This window comes from Mesorhizobium sp. WSM4846, from assembly GCF_055811415.1.
On the sequence record NZ_JBVVPZ010000055.1, the window covers coordinates 23,810 to 40,009 of the forward strand.

Annotated in this window: 16 protein-coding genes; 3 read left to right on the plus strand and 13 right to left on the minus strand. The window is 64.5% G+C overall.

The window, feature by feature from the left end; all coding sequences use genetic code 11:
* Positions 1 to 4 precede the first annotated feature (4 nt).
* Positions 5 to 268, plus strand: coding sequence for a YMGG-like glycine zipper-containing protein (locus AC0L15_RS29770; RefSeq protein WP_027153677.1), 264 nt, complete (start codon positions 5 to 7; stop codon positions 266 to 268).
* Between the two features lie 75 nt (positions 269 to 343).
* Here the strand turns inward: AC0L15_RS29770 and rpsP are convergent, their stop codons facing one another.
* The 7 genes from rpsP to AC0L15_RS29805 form a co-directional block, all read right to left on the minus strand.
* Positions 344 to 745: a 30S ribosomal protein S16 gene (gene rpsP, locus AC0L15_RS29775; protein ID WP_287248188.1), complete on the minus strand. Its 402-nt coding sequence runs from the start codon at positions 743 to 745 to the stop codon at positions 344 to 346.
* A 44-nt stretch (positions 746 to 789) separates the two neighbouring features.
* A complete protein-coding gene (locus AC0L15_RS29780; protein WP_128187784.1) occupies positions 790 to 1,116 on the minus strand; it encodes a chorismate mutase in 327 nt (108 codons plus the stop codon).
* 7 nt (positions 1,117 to 1,123) lie between these two features.
* Entirely contained in the window at positions 1,124 to 2,752 is a 1,629-nt protein-coding gene (ffh, locus tag AC0L15_RS29785; protein ID WP_287068019.1) for a signal recognition particle protein, read from the minus strand.
* A 324-nt stretch (positions 2,753 to 3,076) separates the two neighbouring features.
* On the minus strand, positions 3,077 to 4,039 hold the full coding sequence (locus AC0L15_RS29790) for a CPBP family intramembrane glutamic endopeptidase (RefSeq protein WP_287075174.1): 963 nt from the start codon (positions 4,037 to 4,039) through the stop codon (positions 3,077 to 3,079).
* Between the two features lie 224 nt (positions 4,040 to 4,263).
* Entirely contained in the window at positions 4,264 to 4,863 is a 600-nt protein-coding gene (locus AC0L15_RS29795; RefSeq protein WP_023803769.1) for a DUF1236 domain-containing protein, read from the minus strand.
* A 63-nt stretch (positions 4,864 to 4,926) separates the two neighbouring features.
* Complete coding sequence (locus AC0L15_RS29800) at positions 4,927 to 6,021, minus strand: zinc-binding metallopeptidase family protein (RefSeq protein WP_473497969.1); 1,095 nt, start codon at positions 6,019 to 6,021, stop codon at positions 4,927 to 4,929.
* 115 nt (positions 6,022 to 6,136) lie between these two features.
* Positions 6,137 to 7,384, minus strand: a complete 1,248-nt coding sequence (locus AC0L15_RS29805; RefSeq protein WP_287248184.1) for a flavin monoamine oxidase family protein — start codon at positions 7,382 to 7,384, stop codon at positions 6,137 to 6,139.
* A gap of 265 nt (positions 7,385 to 7,649) precedes the next feature.
* Here AC0L15_RS29805 and AC0L15_RS29810 point away from each other — a divergent pair, with 265 nt between their 5' ends.
* Positions 7,650 to 8,444 carry a lytic murein transglycosylase gene (locus AC0L15_RS29810; protein WP_128187775.1) on the plus strand — a complete coding sequence of 265 codons (795 nt, stop codon included), beginning with the start codon at positions 7,650 to 7,652 and terminating at the stop codon, positions 8,442 to 8,444.
* A 118-nt stretch (positions 8,445 to 8,562) separates the two neighbouring features.
* On the opposite strand, the gene AC0L15_RS29815 is transcribed toward AC0L15_RS29810, so the two are convergent.
* The gene (locus AC0L15_RS29815) at positions 8,563 to 9,492 is read right to left on the minus strand and encodes a hypothetical protein (protein WP_287248182.1); all 930 of its coding nucleotides are present in this window, start codon (positions 9,490 to 9,492) and stop codon (positions 8,563 to 8,565) included.
* Positions 9,493 to 9,553: 61 nt separating this feature from the next.
* On the minus strand, positions 9,554 to 10,159 hold the full coding sequence (leuD, locus tag AC0L15_RS29820) for a 3-isopropylmalate dehydratase small subunit (protein ID WP_287075163.1): 606 nt from the start codon (positions 10,157 to 10,159) through the stop codon (positions 9,554 to 9,556).
* Positions 10,160 to 10,311: 152 nt separating this feature from the next.
* On the opposite strand from leuD, the gene AC0L15_RS29825 reads away from it, so the two are divergent.
* Positions 10,312 to 10,737: a GNAT family N-acetyltransferase gene (locus AC0L15_RS29825; protein ID WP_023803775.1), complete on the plus strand. Its 426-nt coding sequence runs from the start codon at positions 10,312 to 10,314 to the stop codon at positions 10,735 to 10,737.
* A gap of 42 nt (positions 10,738 to 10,779) precedes the next feature.
* Here AC0L15_RS29825 and AC0L15_RS29830 read toward each other — a convergent pair whose 3' ends face one another.
* The 4 genes from AC0L15_RS29830 to AC0L15_RS29845 form a co-directional block, all read right to left on the minus strand.
* A complete protein-coding gene (locus tag AC0L15_RS29830; RefSeq protein WP_287248179.1) occupies positions 10,780 to 11,946 on the minus strand; it encodes an NAD(P)/FAD-dependent oxidoreductase in 1,167 nt (388 codons plus the stop codon).
* A gap of 62 nt (positions 11,947 to 12,008) precedes the next feature.
* A complete protein-coding gene (locus tag AC0L15_RS29835; RefSeq protein ID WP_287248410.1) occupies positions 12,009 to 13,505 on the minus strand; it encodes an ATP-binding protein in 1,497 nt (498 codons plus the stop codon).
* A gap of 59 nt (positions 13,506 to 13,564) precedes the next feature.
* On the minus strand, positions 13,565 to 14,260 hold the full coding sequence (locus tag AC0L15_RS29840) for a response regulator transcription factor (RefSeq protein WP_287248177.1): 696 nt from the start codon (positions 14,258 to 14,260) through the stop codon (positions 13,565 to 13,567).
* Between the two features lie 3 nt (positions 14,261 to 14,263).
* Complete coding sequence (locus AC0L15_RS29845) at positions 14,264 to 15,820, minus strand: DUF4153 domain-containing protein (protein WP_287248175.1); 1,557 nt, start codon at positions 15,818 to 15,820, stop codon at positions 14,264 to 14,266.
* Positions 15,821 to 16,200: the final 380 nt, after the last annotated feature.

The following is a 16,200-nucleotide window of genomic DNA, read 5'->3' on the forward strand; positions in this document are numbered from 1 at the left end:
GACGATGAAGAAACTGGTGGTCCTGATGATATTGGCAACCTCGCTCGCAGCCTGTTCGCGGACGGAACAGGGCGCCGCGGTCGGTGGCCTGGGTGGCGCTGCTGTCGGCGCTGCCGTTGCAAATGATCCGGTGGAGGGAGCTGTTGTTGGTGGTGCTGTCGGCGCCGTCGCCGGCGCACTGATCGGTCGTGCTACCGAACCCGGCCGGTGCCGCTATCGCGATCGCTATGGACGCGTCTACATCGCCCGCTGCCCGGCAGGCTATTGATCGGGCCGCGTTTAGCTCCGACGAAATAAAACGGCGGGCAAAGCGCCCGCCGTTCCGTAGGCGATAAAAAGCGGATTATTCGGCGGTCGCGGCTTCCGCCTCGGCCGGCGCGGCTGCCGCGGCGGCAACAGCGGCGGCTGCATCGTCCTGCGCCTTCTTCAGAAGTGCGGCGCGCTCCTGCGCCTTCTTGCCGGGCTCGGCCTTCTTCGGATTGGAGCGGGCTTCACGCTTGGCGATGCCGGCCTCGTCGAGGAAGCGCAGCACGCGGTCGGTCGGCTGGGCGCCGTGCGAGAGCCAATGCTTGACGCGGTCGGCGTCGACCCTGACCCGCTCGCCGTCCTTGGGCAGCAGCGGGTTCCACGAGCCGAGCGACTCGATGAAACGGCCGTCGCGCGGCGAACGGGCGTCGGCGACGACGACGTGGTAATAGGGACGCTTTTTCGAGCCCGCACGGGCCAGTCGGATTTTCAATGGCATTTCTTTTCTCCTAAAAACGCTGATTTCGGGTTTACGGCTGGTCCTCAGCCGGTTTTCGTTCCGCCGTTGGATGCGGCGATATGCTCGTGATGGCGGATCACTTCGCGGACGACGAAGTTCAGGAATTTCTCCGCGAAATCCGGGTCGAGATGGGCGTCCTTCGCCAGTTGGCGAAGGCGGGCGATCTGCTGCTGCTCGCGCGCCGGATCGGCCGGCGGCAGGCCATGCGATGCCTTCAGCTCGCCGACCGCCTTGGTGCAGCGGAAACGCTCGGCCAGCATGTGGATGAGCGCCGCGTCGATGTTGTCGATCGAGGCGCGGTAGTCGACCAGCGCCACGCGTGCGTCGGCCATGTCCTTCTCTTCGTTCATCGCGCCCTCACTTCTTCTTGCCAGGAGCGTTCTTGCCGAGCATTGGCAGACCGCCGCCGGATCCTGGCAAACCAGGAAGCTTCATGCCGCCGGGCAGCCCAGGCAGACCACCGCCACCTGGGAGGCCACCGGGAAGACCCTTCATGCCGCCGAGACCGGCTGCCTGTGCCTGCTTCTGCAAGGCTTCGAGCTGCTTGGGGTCCATTCTGGACAGGTCCGGCATGCCGCCGCCCATCATGCCGCCCGGGCCACCCATGCCCCCTGGCATCATGCCGCCGAGGCCCATCTTCTGGGCCAGACCGCCCATCATGCCACGCATCAGGCCACCGCCTTTGCCCTTGCCGCCCATCGCTTTCATCATGTCGGCCATGCCGCGGTGCATCTTCAGGAGCTTGTTGATCTCGGCCGCATCGGTGCCGGAGCCTGCGGCGATGCGCTTCTTGCGCGAGTGCTTCAGAATATCGGGGTTGGCGCGCTCGGCCTTGGTCATCGACGAGATGATGGCGAGCTGGCGGCCGAACATCTTGTCGTCGAGACCGGCGGCAGCCATCTGGTCCTTCATCTTGCCCATGCCCGGCATCATGCCCATGATGCCGCCCATGCCGCCCATCTTCGACATCTGCTGAAGCTGGCCGGCAAGATCGTTCAGGTCGAACTTGCCCGACTGCATCTTCTTGGCCATCGCCGCCGCCTGCTCGGCGTCGATGTTTTCGGCAGCCTTTTCGACGAGGCTGATGATGTCTCCCATGCCGAGAATGCGGTCGGCGATGCGCTTGGGATGGAATTCCTCCAGCCCGTCCATTTTCTCGCCGGTGCCGATCAGCTTGATCGGCTTGCCGGTGACGGCGCGCATGGAAAGTGACGCACCACCACGGCCGTCGCCATCCATACGGGTCAGCACCAGGCCGGTGATGCCGACGCGCTCATCGAAGCTTTTTGCCAGATTGACGGCATCCTGGCCGGTCAGCGAATCGGCGACCAAAAGGATTTCGTGCGGCGACGAGACCTTCTTGATGTCGGCCATCTCGACCATCAGCGGCTCGTCTATATGGGTGCGGCCGGCGGTGTCGAGGATGACAACGTCATGGCCGCCGAGCTTTGCCGCCTGCACGGCGCGGCGGGCGATGTCGACCGGCGTCTGGCCCTCGACGATCGGCAGCGTGGCGACCTTGACCTGCTCGCCGAGCTGACGGAGCTGCTCCTGCGCGGCGGGACGCCGCGTGTCGAGCGAGGCCATCAGGACCTTCTTGTTCTGACGCTCGGTGAGACGCTTGGCGATCTTGGCCGATGTCGTGGTCTTGCCGGAACCCTGCAGGCCGACCATCATGATGACGACCGGAGCCGGTGCATTGAGGTCGATGGCGACGCCCTCGGCGCCCAGCATCCCGACCAGCTCGTCATGGACGATCTTGACGACCATCTGCCCGGGCTTGATCGACTTCAGCACAGCGGCGCCGACGGCCTTTTCGCGCACCTTGTCGGTGAAGGAACGCACCACTTCCAGCGCCACGTCGGCCTCGAGCAGCGCACGGCGCACCTCGCGCAGCGCCGCCGAGACATCGGCCTCGGACAGGGCGCCGCGGCCGGTGAGGCCGTTCAGGATCGAACCAAGACGTTCCTGTAGCGATTCAAACATTCTTTTTCCTTTTCCCTGGCACCCGGATGATGCCCGAGAGGTAATGCGTTCGCGCCCAGTATCCAACCCAAGCTGTCCAGGCAAAAGCCCAAAGCCAAAAAGCACCCGGGGGCGCACAGCGCTGCCGGATGTTGGCCTCCAGGATCGATTTACAGCACGTCGCCTCAAACAGGCTTCGGCGTCCCGGTCGGCTTGCTCGGAGGGATACTCGTCGCGGAATTCGCGGGCTGTAGACAGGAAATCGGCCGCGGAGTCAAGGTGCGGGGCCGAATACGCTGAACCGGGCCGGTTCGGTTTATGGCAGCACCACCAGCGTGATGCGCATCATCTTGGGCCGCCGGGGTGCGAAAAATCCGGCTCGACCTTCAGCGGCGAGCGCGGGTGCAACAGCAGCAGAACGGTCAACAGGCTGCAGACGATGCCGATCGCCGCGATGAGGACGGCATCAAGCGTCGTCCAGCCGGGGCCTTCGAGCGGCTTGGCGTTGAACAGGGCGAAGGAATTGTAGCTTTGCTGGTGCGAAATCAGCAGGAAGCCGGTCAGATTGTTGCCGAGGTGGGCGCCGAAGGCCGCGCCGAGATTGCCCGTGGCATAGACCACAAGCGTCAGGAGCAGCGCAAAAGCGGCGATCGAGGCCAGCACGCAGGCGTTGATGGCGGTCGTCGAGCCTGGGTTCCAATGCATCGCAGTGAACAGAAGTCCTGGCAGCAGCGCCCAGATGAAGGGGTTTTGAAACCGGTTGGCCAGGCCCCTGAGGAGATAGCCGCGAAACAGCACCTCTTCGGACGACGTCTGCAGCAGGGTCAGCGCGGCGATCGGGATCAGGAACAGCAGCCACGACGACAGGGCGATCGCACCGCGCGCAATGTCGGGCTGCAAGAGATAGAGCAGGATTTCGGAGAGCAGCGATGTGACCAGCACCGCGGCCAATCCCCTAAAAAATCCCGAGCGCGAAACGCGGCGGCTGGTGCCGATCAGCGCCATCAGCGGCTCGCGATGGACCCAGCGCATGGCAGCCCACAGGCCGAGCCAGATTCCGGCAAAGGAGGCGAGCGCGGCGAGGATCCCGGTGGGCGAGGCCATGAAATTCTGCACCGCCCCTCCTTCCATCGGGGCGCCGGACGATGCTTGCCAGACGACGAAGAAATAGGCGCCGCCGAACAGCACGGCGACGGTCGTCGCGACCCAGAACAGGACGACGATCGCCGTTCCGAGCAGGAGCCGCGGCAGGGTCGTCTTGGCGTTGGGAGTATGCCGATAGCGCTCGAAGGCGGCAGGGTCTATCACGCGGGCTCACAGGCTGGTGCTTCGGGTCGCATGATCTATTCGATCGGGTCGTGCCGCGCAATCGCTAGCCGCCAGCCTTGCAAGGTCCACCCTCCGCAGCTGCAGCGCAGCTGCTGCGGAGGACGGGCAGGACGATGAGGGGCGGCGCCAATCTCGACAATTGGTGGTCTCCAACGAGCATGGATTCCGTCAATTGTCCGAGGCGATTGCCCTGTTCGGCACCGTCAGCGCTCGACGTACATGATGCGTCGGGTGCCGGGGTCGACCAGTGCCGGCTGACCGTTCACATAGACATAGCGGTAGTCATAGTCCGGAATCTCGCGCAACTCGACGGTATCGGGCAAGGTCGCGCCGGTAACCACCTCGCCCTCGAGATAAACCGGGTCGACCCGGTTGGTCTCGATGTAGGTGCGGACTTCGGCCGGCGGCCGCCTGATCGGCTCGATCGGCTCGCCAGCGACGATCGCTCCGGTATAGATGTCGGGATCGTCGACATCGGCGGGGGCTTCGACGATGGTAATGTCTGCGTCGGCCGGGCGCCGGGTCAGGACGACCTCGTTGCCGCCGAAATCGGCCGTCACATAGTCGGAATAGATCCAGCCTTGGCCATTGGCCTCGGCTATGGTGCACCATTTGCTGTTTTGGATGCAGCCATCGAGCGTTGCCGACTGGCCGGCGGCGAGCACGCCGATGACTGGGTATTGCGGCCCTGGGCCGGCGCGAATGTTGAGATCGGCGACCGCCGAAACGGCGGTATCGGCCAAGGCTGTGCCGGACATGGCGACAAGCGCTCCGGCGACAGCAGGAAACAGTATGCGCTTCATGGTTTCGCTCCGTGTTGATGGTCCCTCGCGAACGAAAACGAAACAAGACCTCATGCGTTCCGGCTAAAACGCCTCGGCCGGCTCACGTTTTGTTCCGGTTTCTTTCACGACTCCGGTCAGGAGTTCATGGACGAAGGCCAGCTTCTGTGCCGTCAGCTCCGAGATGACGAAGGGATAGAGGTCCGGCAGGCCCATGCAGCGGTTGATCGAGTTGGACGCTTCCGACAGCACCAGCCAGCGGGCCAGGATCTTTTCGAACGGTTCGGGAACGGCGGCAGGTTCCGACGGCGCCGGTTGCAGCTCGCCGCCGGTGTCGCCCCGCGACAGGTCGTTGGCCTCCATGGTTTCCAGCCGGCCGAGCGGGAAATTCAGCGCATGCACCATCTCCAGCGTATCGGTGATGTGCAGATGGTGTGCCCATGTCTCGGCCCAGTCCTCCCAGGGATGGGACGTGGCATAGGCGGAAATGTGGTCCTGCTGCCAGTCGGGCGCCGCGCCATTGGCATGGTAGGCCTTCAGCGCCTGCTCGTAATCGGCGCGCTCGTCGCCGAACAATGTGCGGAAGGCGGCAAGCCGTTGCGGGTCGTCGCGGATCAGGCGGTCCCAGTAATAGTGGCCGAGCTCATGGCGGAAATGGCCGAGCAAAGTGCGATAGTTCTCGCCCATCTCGACGCGCCGTCTTTCGCGCTCGGCCGAATCCGCCTCGGCGACATTGAGTGTGATCAGGCCGTTGTCATGGCCGGTCAGGATGCGCGCGCCACCCGGACCGCCGATCGGATCGGCGAGAAAGTCGAAGGCGAGGCCAGCCTCGTCGCCGGCGTTCTGCTTGGGTGCGACCGGCAGTCCGGCGGCGAGCAGCGAATAGATTGCCCGCTTCTTTGCCGCTTCGACGCGGATCCAGCGACGGCGGTTGCCCTCGACCGAAAGGTCCGGGATCAGCTGGTTCAGCGCGCAGGCGCGGCAGAAGGCATGGCCAGGTTCCGCCATCCAGTTGCAGGCGCACTCGTCGGCATTGGTGCACTGGAAAACGCCGCCGGCGCCAGACAGCACGAAGCGCGCATGCCCGGCATCGTAAAGCACGGGGCTGGCGCAGTTCAGGCACTGGGCGTTCTCGAAATAGAGGCGGTGGCCGCAATGCGGGCAATCGAAGAGCTTCATACCGATCTCGAATCACCAGATCTCAAATCACCAAGTCTCAAATCATCAGGCCCGGATATAGTGCGCAGCGGCATATCGCCCAAACGCCTGTCGGCGACCGGCGTTCCTGCCCTTGCTATTTTGCCGCAAGCTGGGCGGCGACCGTTCTCGCCACCGCCTCGCCCGACAGCCTGGCGCCGCCGCAGGTCTGCATCAGCGGACCGGCCAAATGCTCGCCGGCGAAGAAGATTTTTTCCGCCACTGGCTGCATCAGCGTGGCGCGCGCCTGCGAACGGCCAGGTCGGGCCGCCGCATAGGCGCCGCGCACGAACCGCTCGCCGCCCCAATTGGTCATCATGGCGCGCCCGACATGTTTTCGCACGTCGCCGCCGAAGATGGCGCACAGCCGGTCGACGACGAAGTCGACGCCTGCCGCCTCGCCCGCCGCCGACATCTCCCAGGCGAAATCGCCGCCGACGAAGCCGACCATCAGGTCGAGGTCGAAGGGAAAGCAAAGGAAGTAGATGTCGTGCCTGGCCAGCCGCTCGATCAGCAGGTCGTCGAAGGGCGCCAGCCCGAGCCTTGTGCCCCTGATCTCAACCGGCAGCTTGGTCAGCATGCCCATCGGCAGGTCGAAGAAGGCAGCGAAATGCGTGTCGGGCAACGCTGGCGCGAATTCGATCTCCTCGAAGGCGAGCACCGCCGGCGAGGCGGTGACGATGACCGCCTTGGCGCGGATGGTGCCGCGATCGGTGACGCAGGCGACGCCGGGCACGTCCCAGAGGATTTTCCGCACCGGCGTCGACAGCTCGACCGGCACGTCGGCGCCGAAACGGGCGACCAGCGCGCCGAACCCCTCCTTGGTGAAGTAGTTCGGATCGAGATCGGCGGCGGCCTGAAAGTCGCGGATCGATATCTCGTCCTCGTCGGCGCCAAAGTCCATCGGCCCGGCAAAGGTGGCGGCGGCGCGCGGCGCATGGCCTTTGGCGAGCAACGCCGAAAGACGGTCGTCGTCACCAATCTTGACCTCATGCGCCGCCAGCAGCTCGAACAGCCTGACATCGGCCGCCTTCATCGCGGCCTCTTCGTCCTCGCTCGCCTTTCGGTTGCGATAATAGAGATGGTCGATATTCATGTCGTGATGATGAAGCGTCCAGCGGCCAGCTTGCGCCTCGGGAAAGTAGGGATTGCGGTCGGCCGCGTGCAGCCAGGCGCAGCCGATGTCGAAAGGAACGCCGAAATGCTGATCGCTGGTCCAGGCGCGGCCGCCGATACGGTTCATCGCTTCGACCAGCTTGAAGGAAAGGCCGGCCGCACGCAGGGTCTTGGCGGCGGAAAGTCCCGCCGAGCCGGCGCCGATGACCACGACGTCAACGTCTTCCATGAATATTCTAGCCCCCCGCCACAATAATTACTTGATCGTAAGCAAGTTGTCCGGCATTCGCCAGCGCTGCGGCGAGGATGCGTAAACGAGTTCTTAGCGCATCGGCCCCGAAAATCGGTTCCGATTCTCGGAAAGCACGATGTGCAGATGCAAGTGTTGGAGCGTACTGCATCCAGGCGGACGCACGTCGCTCCAACGGTGACAAGCGGGCGTTTCGCTGGCAAATTCGTATTCGGGACAAGATTCAGGCAACCAGGAGAGCAACATGGCATTTTTTGCCAAGGCAAAGATTTTCGCAGCGGCGGCATCGATGATGCTTGCGGCGGCAACAGCGGCACAGGCCGCCCAATGCGGCAATAATGGCGCGGGCTTCGAAGCGTGGAAGGCGGAGTTCTCGCAGGAAGCAAGGGCCAGCGGTGTAGGCTCGAAGGGTCTCGCCGCTCTGGCTAGCGCGACCTACGCAAAAAGGACGATCGCCGCCGACCGCGCGATCCACAAGGCTTTCGGTGGTTCGGTGGAAGCTTTCATGAAGCGCCGTGGCGCGTCCACGATCATTTCCAAGGGCCGTTCGCTGAAGAAGTCGAACGCGGCGCTGTTCGACAAGATCGAACGGACCTACGGCGTGACGCCGGGTGTGTTGCTCGCCATCTGGGGGATGGAGACTGGCTTCGGTTCCTTCTTGGGCAAGCAGAATACGGTCTCTGCCATTGTAACGCTTGCCTATGATTGCCGCCGCCCGGAGTTCTTCTACCCGCATGCTGTTGCAGCCCTGAAACTGGTTGATCGCGGCGCGTTGAGCGCCTCGTCGGTCGGCGCCATGCATGGCGAGATTGGCCATACGCAGTTCCTGCCCGGAAATGTCTTGAAATACGGAGTCGGCAGCGGAAATCTGCGCGACAAGGCCACTGCGTTGGCTTCCACCGCCAACTTCCTCAAGGCTCATGGTTGGCAGCCGGGTGCCAGCGCGCAGGCGAATCTCGGTGCAATTGCCGGCTGGAATGACGCGAGCAACTATCAACAGGCCATCGCCCGCATCGCCACGGCGATCGACGGCGAGTGATACAAATCTTTATTCGACGGAAAGCCCGGCCATGCGCCGGGCTTTTTTGTCGATGCTCTAAGATTACGACTGCCGCCGCTCGGCCCCGCCTTGGGAACGAAGGCACGAAGCAGAGAAGCTAATTCGGCGAGCCGAGCGCCTTGTCCATCGCTTCCCTGACGTCCGGCGGCCACGTGTTCACAGCCGGCCACGCATCCGGCTCGATCTTGTCGCCGCGGCGGGCGAAATAGAGCTTGTGGTTGGCCGAATCGATCGCCATGAAACCGTCATCGCCGCCGCAATCATGCGGGATGCAGCCGCTGGCGTAGAAGACGCCCGAGGCGGTCTTCTCGGTGCCGCCGCCGACCAGCAGGCTGGTCGCCATGTCGGGCATCTCCTTGCCGAGCAGCGTCGCCGCCTGCCTGTAGATGGCCTCGTTATGGAAGGCATCGACGATGCTGTCGTATTTCGTCGGGTCGACATCTTTCCAGCCGGTACCCGGCTCCGGCATGTAGGCGAGGTTGCCCGAGGTCGACAACCCGCCGGTCGGCGACCATTGCAGCGCCGGCTTCGATTCGCCCGGCAAGAGATTGGGCACGAAATAGATGGTTCTGTCGGATAGCGCGGCCGGCGGTGCGCCGCATTCGTCCTGCTCGACGGTGGTCGTCTGGATCGTGCCGCCTTCCGGCTTCCAGACGATCACCTTGGCCGCACCGCATTGATTGCCGCCGTCGCCGACATCGACCAGGGCCACCGTGACGCCGCCGACCTCGACAATCCTGTCGAAGAAGACATCGTAATTGCGCGCCAGCTGCTTGCCGTCATAGGCCAGCACCTTCTCGCCATAGTCTTCCTGCTGGGTGATGGTCAGCTGCCCATTCTCGAACGGGATCGGTGCTTGGCCGTCATCCTCGGCCAGGGCCGCATTGCTCGACGCGCCCAGGTCGGCGGCCCCGCCGGACGCATCGTCAGCCGGCACGAGCACCGTGTCGGTCTGTGCATGCGCGCCAGCCACCGGCATCACAATCCACGCCAGCGCCCAGGCGCCGGCAAGCAGCGAACGTGTCATGACTGTCCCTCCGTTCAGCCGCCACGAACCCGGCCTGTCGCGGCCGGGGTCATCGTACCGTTCAGGCCCAGGGCCGCAGCTCGGCGTTCTTCTTCTCGAACGAGGCGATGGCGTCGGCCTTCTCCATGGTCAGGCCGATATCGTCGAGCCCGTTCAAGAGGCAGTGCCGCTTGAAGTCGTCGAGGTCGAACGTGACCACGCCGCCGTCCGGTCCGCGGATTTCCTTGGCTTCGAGGTCGATCGACAGGGTTGCGTTGGAGCCGCGCGAGGCGTCGTCCATCAGCTTGTCCAGATCCTCCGGGCTGACGGTGATCGGCAGGATGCCGTTTTTAAAGCAGTTGTTGTAGAAAATGTCGGCGAACGAGGTCGAGATGACGCAGCGTATGCCGAAGTCGAGCAGCGCCCACGGCGCATGCTCGCGCGACGAGCCGCAGCCGAAATTGTCGCCGGCGACCAAGATCTGCGCCTTGCGGTAGGCCGGCTTGTTGAGCACGAAGTCGGGGTTTTCCGAGCCGTCGTCCGTGTAGCGCATTTCGGCAAACAGTCCGCTGCCGAGCCCGGTGCGCTTGATCGTCTTGAGATAATCCTTGGGAATGATCATGTCGGTGTCGACATTGACGATCGGCATCGGCGCGGCAACGCCGGTGAGCTTGGTGAATTTTTCCATAGGTCTTGCCCGTCTTCTTTTCGCTGCGGGGATGTATTGGCGCCCGGTTTACACAAAGCTGCAGGCAAATAAAAGGCGGCTGTTTTCGCAAGCTTTGGTCCTAGAGCACGGACCGCTTCAAAGTTGCCGCCCTATGGTGCACCTTGGCCGGCATGACAACACGTCCCAAAGTACTCTACGCCACCGAACCGAACCTCGACGCAGCCGAGTTCCGCCGCGTGCTGGTGGAATCCGGCCTCGGCGTCACTCGGCCCATCGATGACGACGTCCGTTTGAAGGCGATGCTTGCCAATGCAGATCTGGTGTTGACGGCGCGCCTCGATGCGCCTGGCAAGCCGCTGATTGGCCTCGCCCGAGGCATCACCGACTTCTCGTGGGTGTGCTATATTTCCGAGCTCGCCGTCTGCAAATCGGCGCAAGGGCTCGGCATCGGCAAGGGCCTGCTCGACGAAGCGCGGCGGCAGCTCGGGCCATCCGTCGCCATGTCACTGATCTCCGTGCCCGACGCCGTCGGCTTCTACGAACGGATCGGCATGACGCGGATGGCGGACGCGTTCTGGTTTGGCCGCGAGCGCTGACGGCTGGCCTTGCGGTGCGGAACCCTTTGATGCCCACCAGCGTCAGATCACATTCAACTCCCTGAAAGCCCGCCCCTCAGCGACACGGCTGTACCCAAACGCCGAGCAGTCCACCGTGCGGTAGCCGCCATGCACGATCAGCTCGGCCAGCGCCTTGCCGACCGCCGGCGCCTGCTGCAGGCCGTGGCCGGAAAAACCGTTGGCGAAGAGGAAATTCCCGACCTGCGGATGCGGGCCGATCACCGCGTTCTGGTCGAGCGTGTTGTAGTCGTAATGGCCGGCCCAGGCGCGCGTCGGCTTGATCGCCTCGAAGGCCGGAATGCGGGTCGCCAACACCGGCCAGATCACCTCTTCGAACAGCGGCCAGTCGGGCTCGAAATCGCTGGGATCGGCGGGGCCGTCGCCGTCTTCCGGTTCGGCCCCGCCGGTGATGTAGACCGAGCCTTCCGGCCGGACATAGATGCCCGAGGGATCGACCAGCAGCGGCATGTCGTCATATTTCTCGCGCGCCTCGAAGATGAAGACATTGCGCTTGCGCGGTTCCACCGGCAGCACCAGACCGGCCATTGCCGAAACTTTTCCGGCATTCGGCCCGGCGGCGTTGACGACGATGCCGGCGTCGAGCCTTTCGCCATTGTCGAGGCCGACGCCGGTGACACGATCGCCCTGCCGTTCGATGCCGGTCACATCGGCGGTGATGAAATCGATCTTTTTCTCGCGCAGCGCCTTGCGGAACAGCATCAGCATGGCATGCGCGTCGAACCAGCCCTCGCCCGTGCGGCCATAGGCGCCGGCGGTGATGCCCTCGGCCGACAGCCATGCAAACCGGCGGACGAGCGCCTCCGCATCCTCAAGCACGATGTCGGCGCCCTCGGCCAACTGCGTCTGGTGATTGGCCTTGAGGATCGGCAACCCGTTCTCGCCGGCAAGGATGAGGTAGCCGCCTTCGCGAAAGCCGATATCGGCGTCGGCCCCGAACTCTGCCGTCAGCCGCCGGAACAGTTTCAACGTGAACTGCGACAGCCGGATGTTTTCCGGAATCGAAAACTGCTGGCGGATCGAAGCGCAGGACAGTGTCGTCGCCGCATGGGCGAACTGCGGGTCGCGCTCGACCAGCGCGATCGAGCCTGAAAACCCTTCCGCGCGCAGATAATAGGCGATCGAGGAGCCGACGATGGCTCCGCCGATGATGACGACGTCGTAGCGCACTTTTCGCTTCTCCAGTTCCAAAGCATGATCCCGAAAGCCGGTTTTCGGGTTCAGGCTCCAATTCATGCAGCCGGCAAGATGATCTCGAAGCGCGCGCCGCGCTCGGAGTCAACCAGGCGGATCGTGCCATCATGCGCTTTCAGGAGGGCCAGAACGATGCCGAGGCCCATACCGGTGCCGCCGCAATCGCGGCGTGTGGTGAAGAATGGCTCGAAAATGCGCGCCCGGTTGCTGGCCGAAATGCCGGCGCCGTCGTCGCTCACCTGGATCGTCGCCCTGCCGCCTGCGCTCGCCGCCGTGATCGAGACCAGCGTCGCGCCATGCCGTGCCGAATTGTCGATGAGATTGGCCAGCACGATCGCCGCGTTCTCGGCCGAGATGCGCAGGCCGGTCTCGCCGCCGGCCTCAATACGAAGCGCCAGCCTGTCCGCGGTCGGCAACAGCGCCAGGGCCGCACTGAGCGATGTGCTTTCGCCGCTGGGCGCAAGATTTTCGGCGCGCGCCAGGTCGAGCAGACGGCGCACCAGCAGATTGAGCCGCCCGGCGTCGGTGACGATATTGTCTGAAAACCGCCGCCGCTCGGCCTCATGCATCGCGCTACCCGAATCGCGCAGCAGTTCGGCCGCCCCCTGGATCGCCGTCAGCGGCGATTTGAGCTCGTGCGAGACATGGGTGGCGAAGGTCTGGATGCTGTCGGAGCGCGCATGCAGCTTTTCGGCCATCTCGAGGAAAGCGTCGGACAGCGCTGCCATCTCGCGCGTGCCATGATGGTCGAGCGGCCTGATCGCTGCTCGATCACCGGCGGCGATCCGCTTTGTCCGCTCCATCAGCGCGTAGATCGGCCGGCTGACGGTGCGCAGGAAGATCAGGCCGATGAGCAGCGTGCCGCCGAGGATGGCGATCGCTGCCAGCACCACCTTGCCGCGCTCGCCATAAAGATGCTTGACGATGTTGTTCGGCGTCCGCGACAGATAGACGACGCCGGCGACCTTGCCGTCGACGGCGACCGGCATGGCGACGAAGACGCGGACTCTCGTTCCGCGGCTGACCGAATAGAGCGAAGGTGAAGGCTGGTTCGGAACCCTCTGCCGGAGCGCGCTGGCATAGCGGCCGGCAAGGGCTGCGCGAACCTCGCCGACGGCGCCGAGCGACAGGCCGACCTCTTCGCGTCCGGCGATGACGACGCCTTTGGGGTCGAGCAGCCGGAAGCCGGCAAGCGTGGTTTTCTGCGTCTCGGCAAGAATGCCCGACAGCCGCGCGCCGATCGCCGTGAAGGCGGGATCGACGGTGGCGGCCGTCGCCGCGGGCCGTGTCGCCAGAACCCTGTCGGACGCAAGATCGAGACGCGGCTCGATCGGCCGGTAGGGAGAGTCCGGATTGTCGCTGTCGGCAGGCACGGCCGCGCCGAGCTTTTCCGCCGCGATGCCCGCGGCGCGGACCTCTTGCGCATGGATGGCGGCAAGGGCGGCGCCTTGCGCGATCAGCTCGGCCTCGGTCTGGCGGATCAGCTGGTTCTCGTAGAGCCTGAAGAAGAACAGGCCGACCAGCGGCAGCGCCATCACCATGATCAGGATGGCGACAACGATGGTGGCGAGGCGCGGGCGCCATTTCTGCGCGGTCACGCGCCGCACCGGCCCAGCCGGAAGCCGACGCCATGCACGGTCTCGATCGCATCTGTGCAGCCGGCCGCCGCCAGCTTGGCGCGGATGTTGCGGATATGGCTGTCGACGGTGCGGTCGGCGACATGGATGTTGCCGGCATAGGCATTGGCCATCACCATGTCGCGCCCAAGCACATGCGCCGGGCGCGCCAGAAACCCCTTCAGGATGGCGAATTCGATCGAGGTCAGCACCAGCGGCCTGCCGTCGAAGCTGGCGGTGTGGCTGGCCGGCAGCAAAGCCAGTCTGCCATGCGAGAATTGCCTGTCGTCGGCCTGTTCGGCTTTTGCCGGGCGGGCGCGCCGCAGGATGACGTTGACGCGGGCGACCAGCTCGCGCGGGCTGAACGGCTTGGTGACATAGTCGTCGCCACCCATTTCGAGCCCGAGGATGCGGTCGATTTCTTCATCACGCGCCGACAGGAACAGCACCGGCACATCCGATGTGTGCCGCAGCCGCCGGCAGACCTCCAGCCCGTCCATCTCCGGCATGCCGATGTCGAGCACGACAAGGTCGGGCGCGCGGCGCTCGATCGCCTGCAAGGCGGCGGCGCCGTCGGCTACCGCAACCGTTTTCATGCCGGCCTTTTCAAGCGCGAAACAGATGATCTCGCGGATGTGCGGATCATCGTCGGCGATCAGGATGTGATGCGGCATCGATCAGCGGCCCGGCACGAAGGGTTCGGAGCCCTGAGGAACCACGAACGGGATAGACGTGTCGAGAGTGCGAAGGAGCCGCCAGTCGCGAAAGCTCCAGGCGCGCCAGTTTTCCTGGGCCGCGCGGTAGCGGGCCTCGTCCTGTCCCAGCAAACGGGCGAGTTCGCGGTAGGGGGAAAAGCTGGCCGCATTCGTCCTGGCCTGCTGCTCGAGGAAGCGATCGAGTGCCGGCCGGGCGCTGGGACCGAGCGAACGCAGGTACCAGAAATCGAGCTCGGTTCCGTGGCCGGTCATTTCGAAGGAGTGCTCGACATTGTAGTTGGCGATCAGGGCGGCAAAATTGATGAACGAGCAGGCATAAAGCGTCGCCGATAGCGTCAGAAGATTGGCGGAAAGCAGCCATTCATTGGATTTTCCGAGCGCGATGCGGGCGATGATCAGGGCAAGGCCCGCCGCCACCAGCCCCATCCAGACGAAGGCGGCGACGCGCCAGTAGGTCAGCGCATAGATGCCGACATAGAGTTCAAGCCGCAGGATCGACGAGATGACCAGCACGATGTTCTGCGCCACCCAGACATAGACCAGCCGGCGGATGAACGGATCGCTGGAAGTGGCACTTCCCGGCCTGAGCGCCGCCAGCACGAAACCGGCGGCGAGCAGCGCCGTGACGATCAGCGGATAGGCGCCGCGATGCGCATAGGCGGCGTAGGTCAGCCCGTCGGGCAGGGCGATGCCGCCCCACAGATAGGTGGCGTCGAGCGCGGTCTGCATCGCGAACAGGATGTTGAAGATGACCAGCGCGCGAAGGATGGCGGCCTTGCCGAAGATGATGTCCTCGATCGCCCTGGCGGGGTTTGTCGTCGTCGTCACCGCGCTGACAGGGACAGGTGTCACCCGACGCGCAATGCGGCGCAAGAAGCGCGGCAGGCGCGGGCGCAAAAAAGCCCAGACGCCGGCAAGCACGACCAGCCAGAAGGCCAGCCGCGGCAGCTGGATGAGGTCGAGCAGTGCGTGGAGATCGATCAACGACAGCCAGTATTCGATAACCGGATTGGCGGCGCCGAACAGCGCCAGAAACACTGCGCCCAGGGTCAGCGGCATGATCCAGACGGCGATCGCCGCGAAGCCGATGCGCCGCCGGCCAAGCCGCCGCGCCGCCTTGCGCCAGCGGACGAAATCGTGGACGAACCGAAACGGCGCTGCGAGCAGGAACAGCGCGACCTGGCCGGCAATGCGGGCAAATCCGCGCCGCAGCCGCCCGACCAGCGAAAGCGTAAAGACGGCCAGCGCCGCAAGCCCGATCGCGACGGACAGCGCGCTGACATTTTCAAGGAACGGCAGTAGCCCGACAAGCAGGGCAACGGGTTTGAACCAGGCCCGGCCGGCGCCGAGCATCGACGGCTGGAGCGCCGCGGCCGCGGCGGCCAGCGTCATGCCGAACAGGAAGAGCGTGATGCCGACCGGCTGTCCATAGAAGAAGAAATCGGCCAGCGCGGCAAGCAGGACGGCAACGCCGAAGCGCGCGCAAGTGCCCGGCGCGGCGGTAAGCAGCGATGTCATGATCGGGTTTTCTCAGCGGCTTTGATCCGGCCGGGGGGCGGAGATTTGCGGATGAAGGGAAAGAGAGTCGCCGAACGCGGCGGATCGATGAGCCAGCAACCGTCATCGCGGAGGGGCAGGGACCAACGGGGCTTTTCGCGCTCTTGCATGCGCCCTTTTCGCCGGCCGAAATGCAGGCAGCGAGGCGGGTCCGAGGAGATTTTCCGCAATGTTGTGCAGTTTTTGTGCAGGGTCAGGAATCACTTCAGCTTTGAATCCGCCCCGTCACCCCTTTCCGGGCGCTTGCGCTGCCCTCACCTGCCTGTGTCCAGTTGATAGATGGGTAACACTTTGAACCGGATACATGGGTTACAGTTTTCCCCCTGTCGTGGGGGGGGGGG

Coding starts and splice junctions, on each gene's coding strand:
- AC0L15_RS29805 (WP_287248184.1), bottom strand. CDS start 7,384: ATGGAAGACGTTGACGTCGTGGTCATCGGCGCCGGCTCGGCGGGACTT.
- AC0L15_RS29835 (WP_287248410.1), bottom strand. CDS start 13,505: ATGGCGCTGCCGCTGGTCGGCCTGTTCTTCTTCAGGCTCTACGAGAAC.
- AC0L15_RS29845 (WP_287248175.1), bottom strand. CDS start 15,820: ATGACATCGCTGCTTACCGCCGCGCCGGGCACTTGCGCGCGCTTCGGC.
- AC0L15_RS29840 (WP_287248177.1), bottom strand. CDS start 14,260: ATGCCGCATCACATCCTGATCGCCGACGATGATCCGCACATCCGCGAG.
- leuD (WP_287075163.1), bottom strand. CDS start 10,159: ATGGAAAAATTCACCAAGCTCACCGGCGTTGCCGCGCCGATGCCGATC.
- AC0L15_RS29800 (WP_473497969.1), bottom strand. CDS start 6,021: ATGAAGCTCTTCGATTGCCCGCATTGCGGCCACCGCCTCTATTTCGAG.
- AC0L15_RS29815 (WP_287248182.1), bottom strand. CDS start 9,492: ATGACACGTTCGCTGCTTGCCGGCGCCTGGGCGCTGGCGTGGATTGTG.
- AC0L15_RS29780 (WP_128187784.1), bottom strand. CDS start 1,116: ATGAACGAAGAGAAGGACATGGCCGACGCACGCGTGGCGCTGGTCGAC.
- AC0L15_RS29770 (WP_027153677.1), top strand. CDS start 5: ATGAAGAAACTGGTGGTCCTGATGATATTGGCAACCTCGCTCGCAGCC.
- AC0L15_RS29810 (WP_128187775.1), top strand. CDS start 7,650: ATGGCATTTTTTGCCAAGGCAAAGATTTTCGCAGCGGCGGCATCGATG.
- rpsP (WP_287248188.1), bottom strand. CDS start 745: ATGCCATTGAAAATCCGACTGGCCCGTGCGGGCTCGAAAAAGCGTCCC.
- ffh (WP_287068019.1), bottom strand. CDS start 2,752: ATGTTTGAATCGCTACAGGAACGTCTTGGTTCGATCCTGAACGGCCTC.
- AC0L15_RS29795 (WP_023803769.1), bottom strand. CDS start 4,863: ATGAAGCGCATACTGTTTCCTGCTGTCGCCGGAGCGCTTGTCGCCATG.
- AC0L15_RS29825 (WP_023803775.1), top strand. CDS start 10,312: ATGACAACACGTCCCAAAGTACTCTACGCCACCGAACCGAACCTCGAC.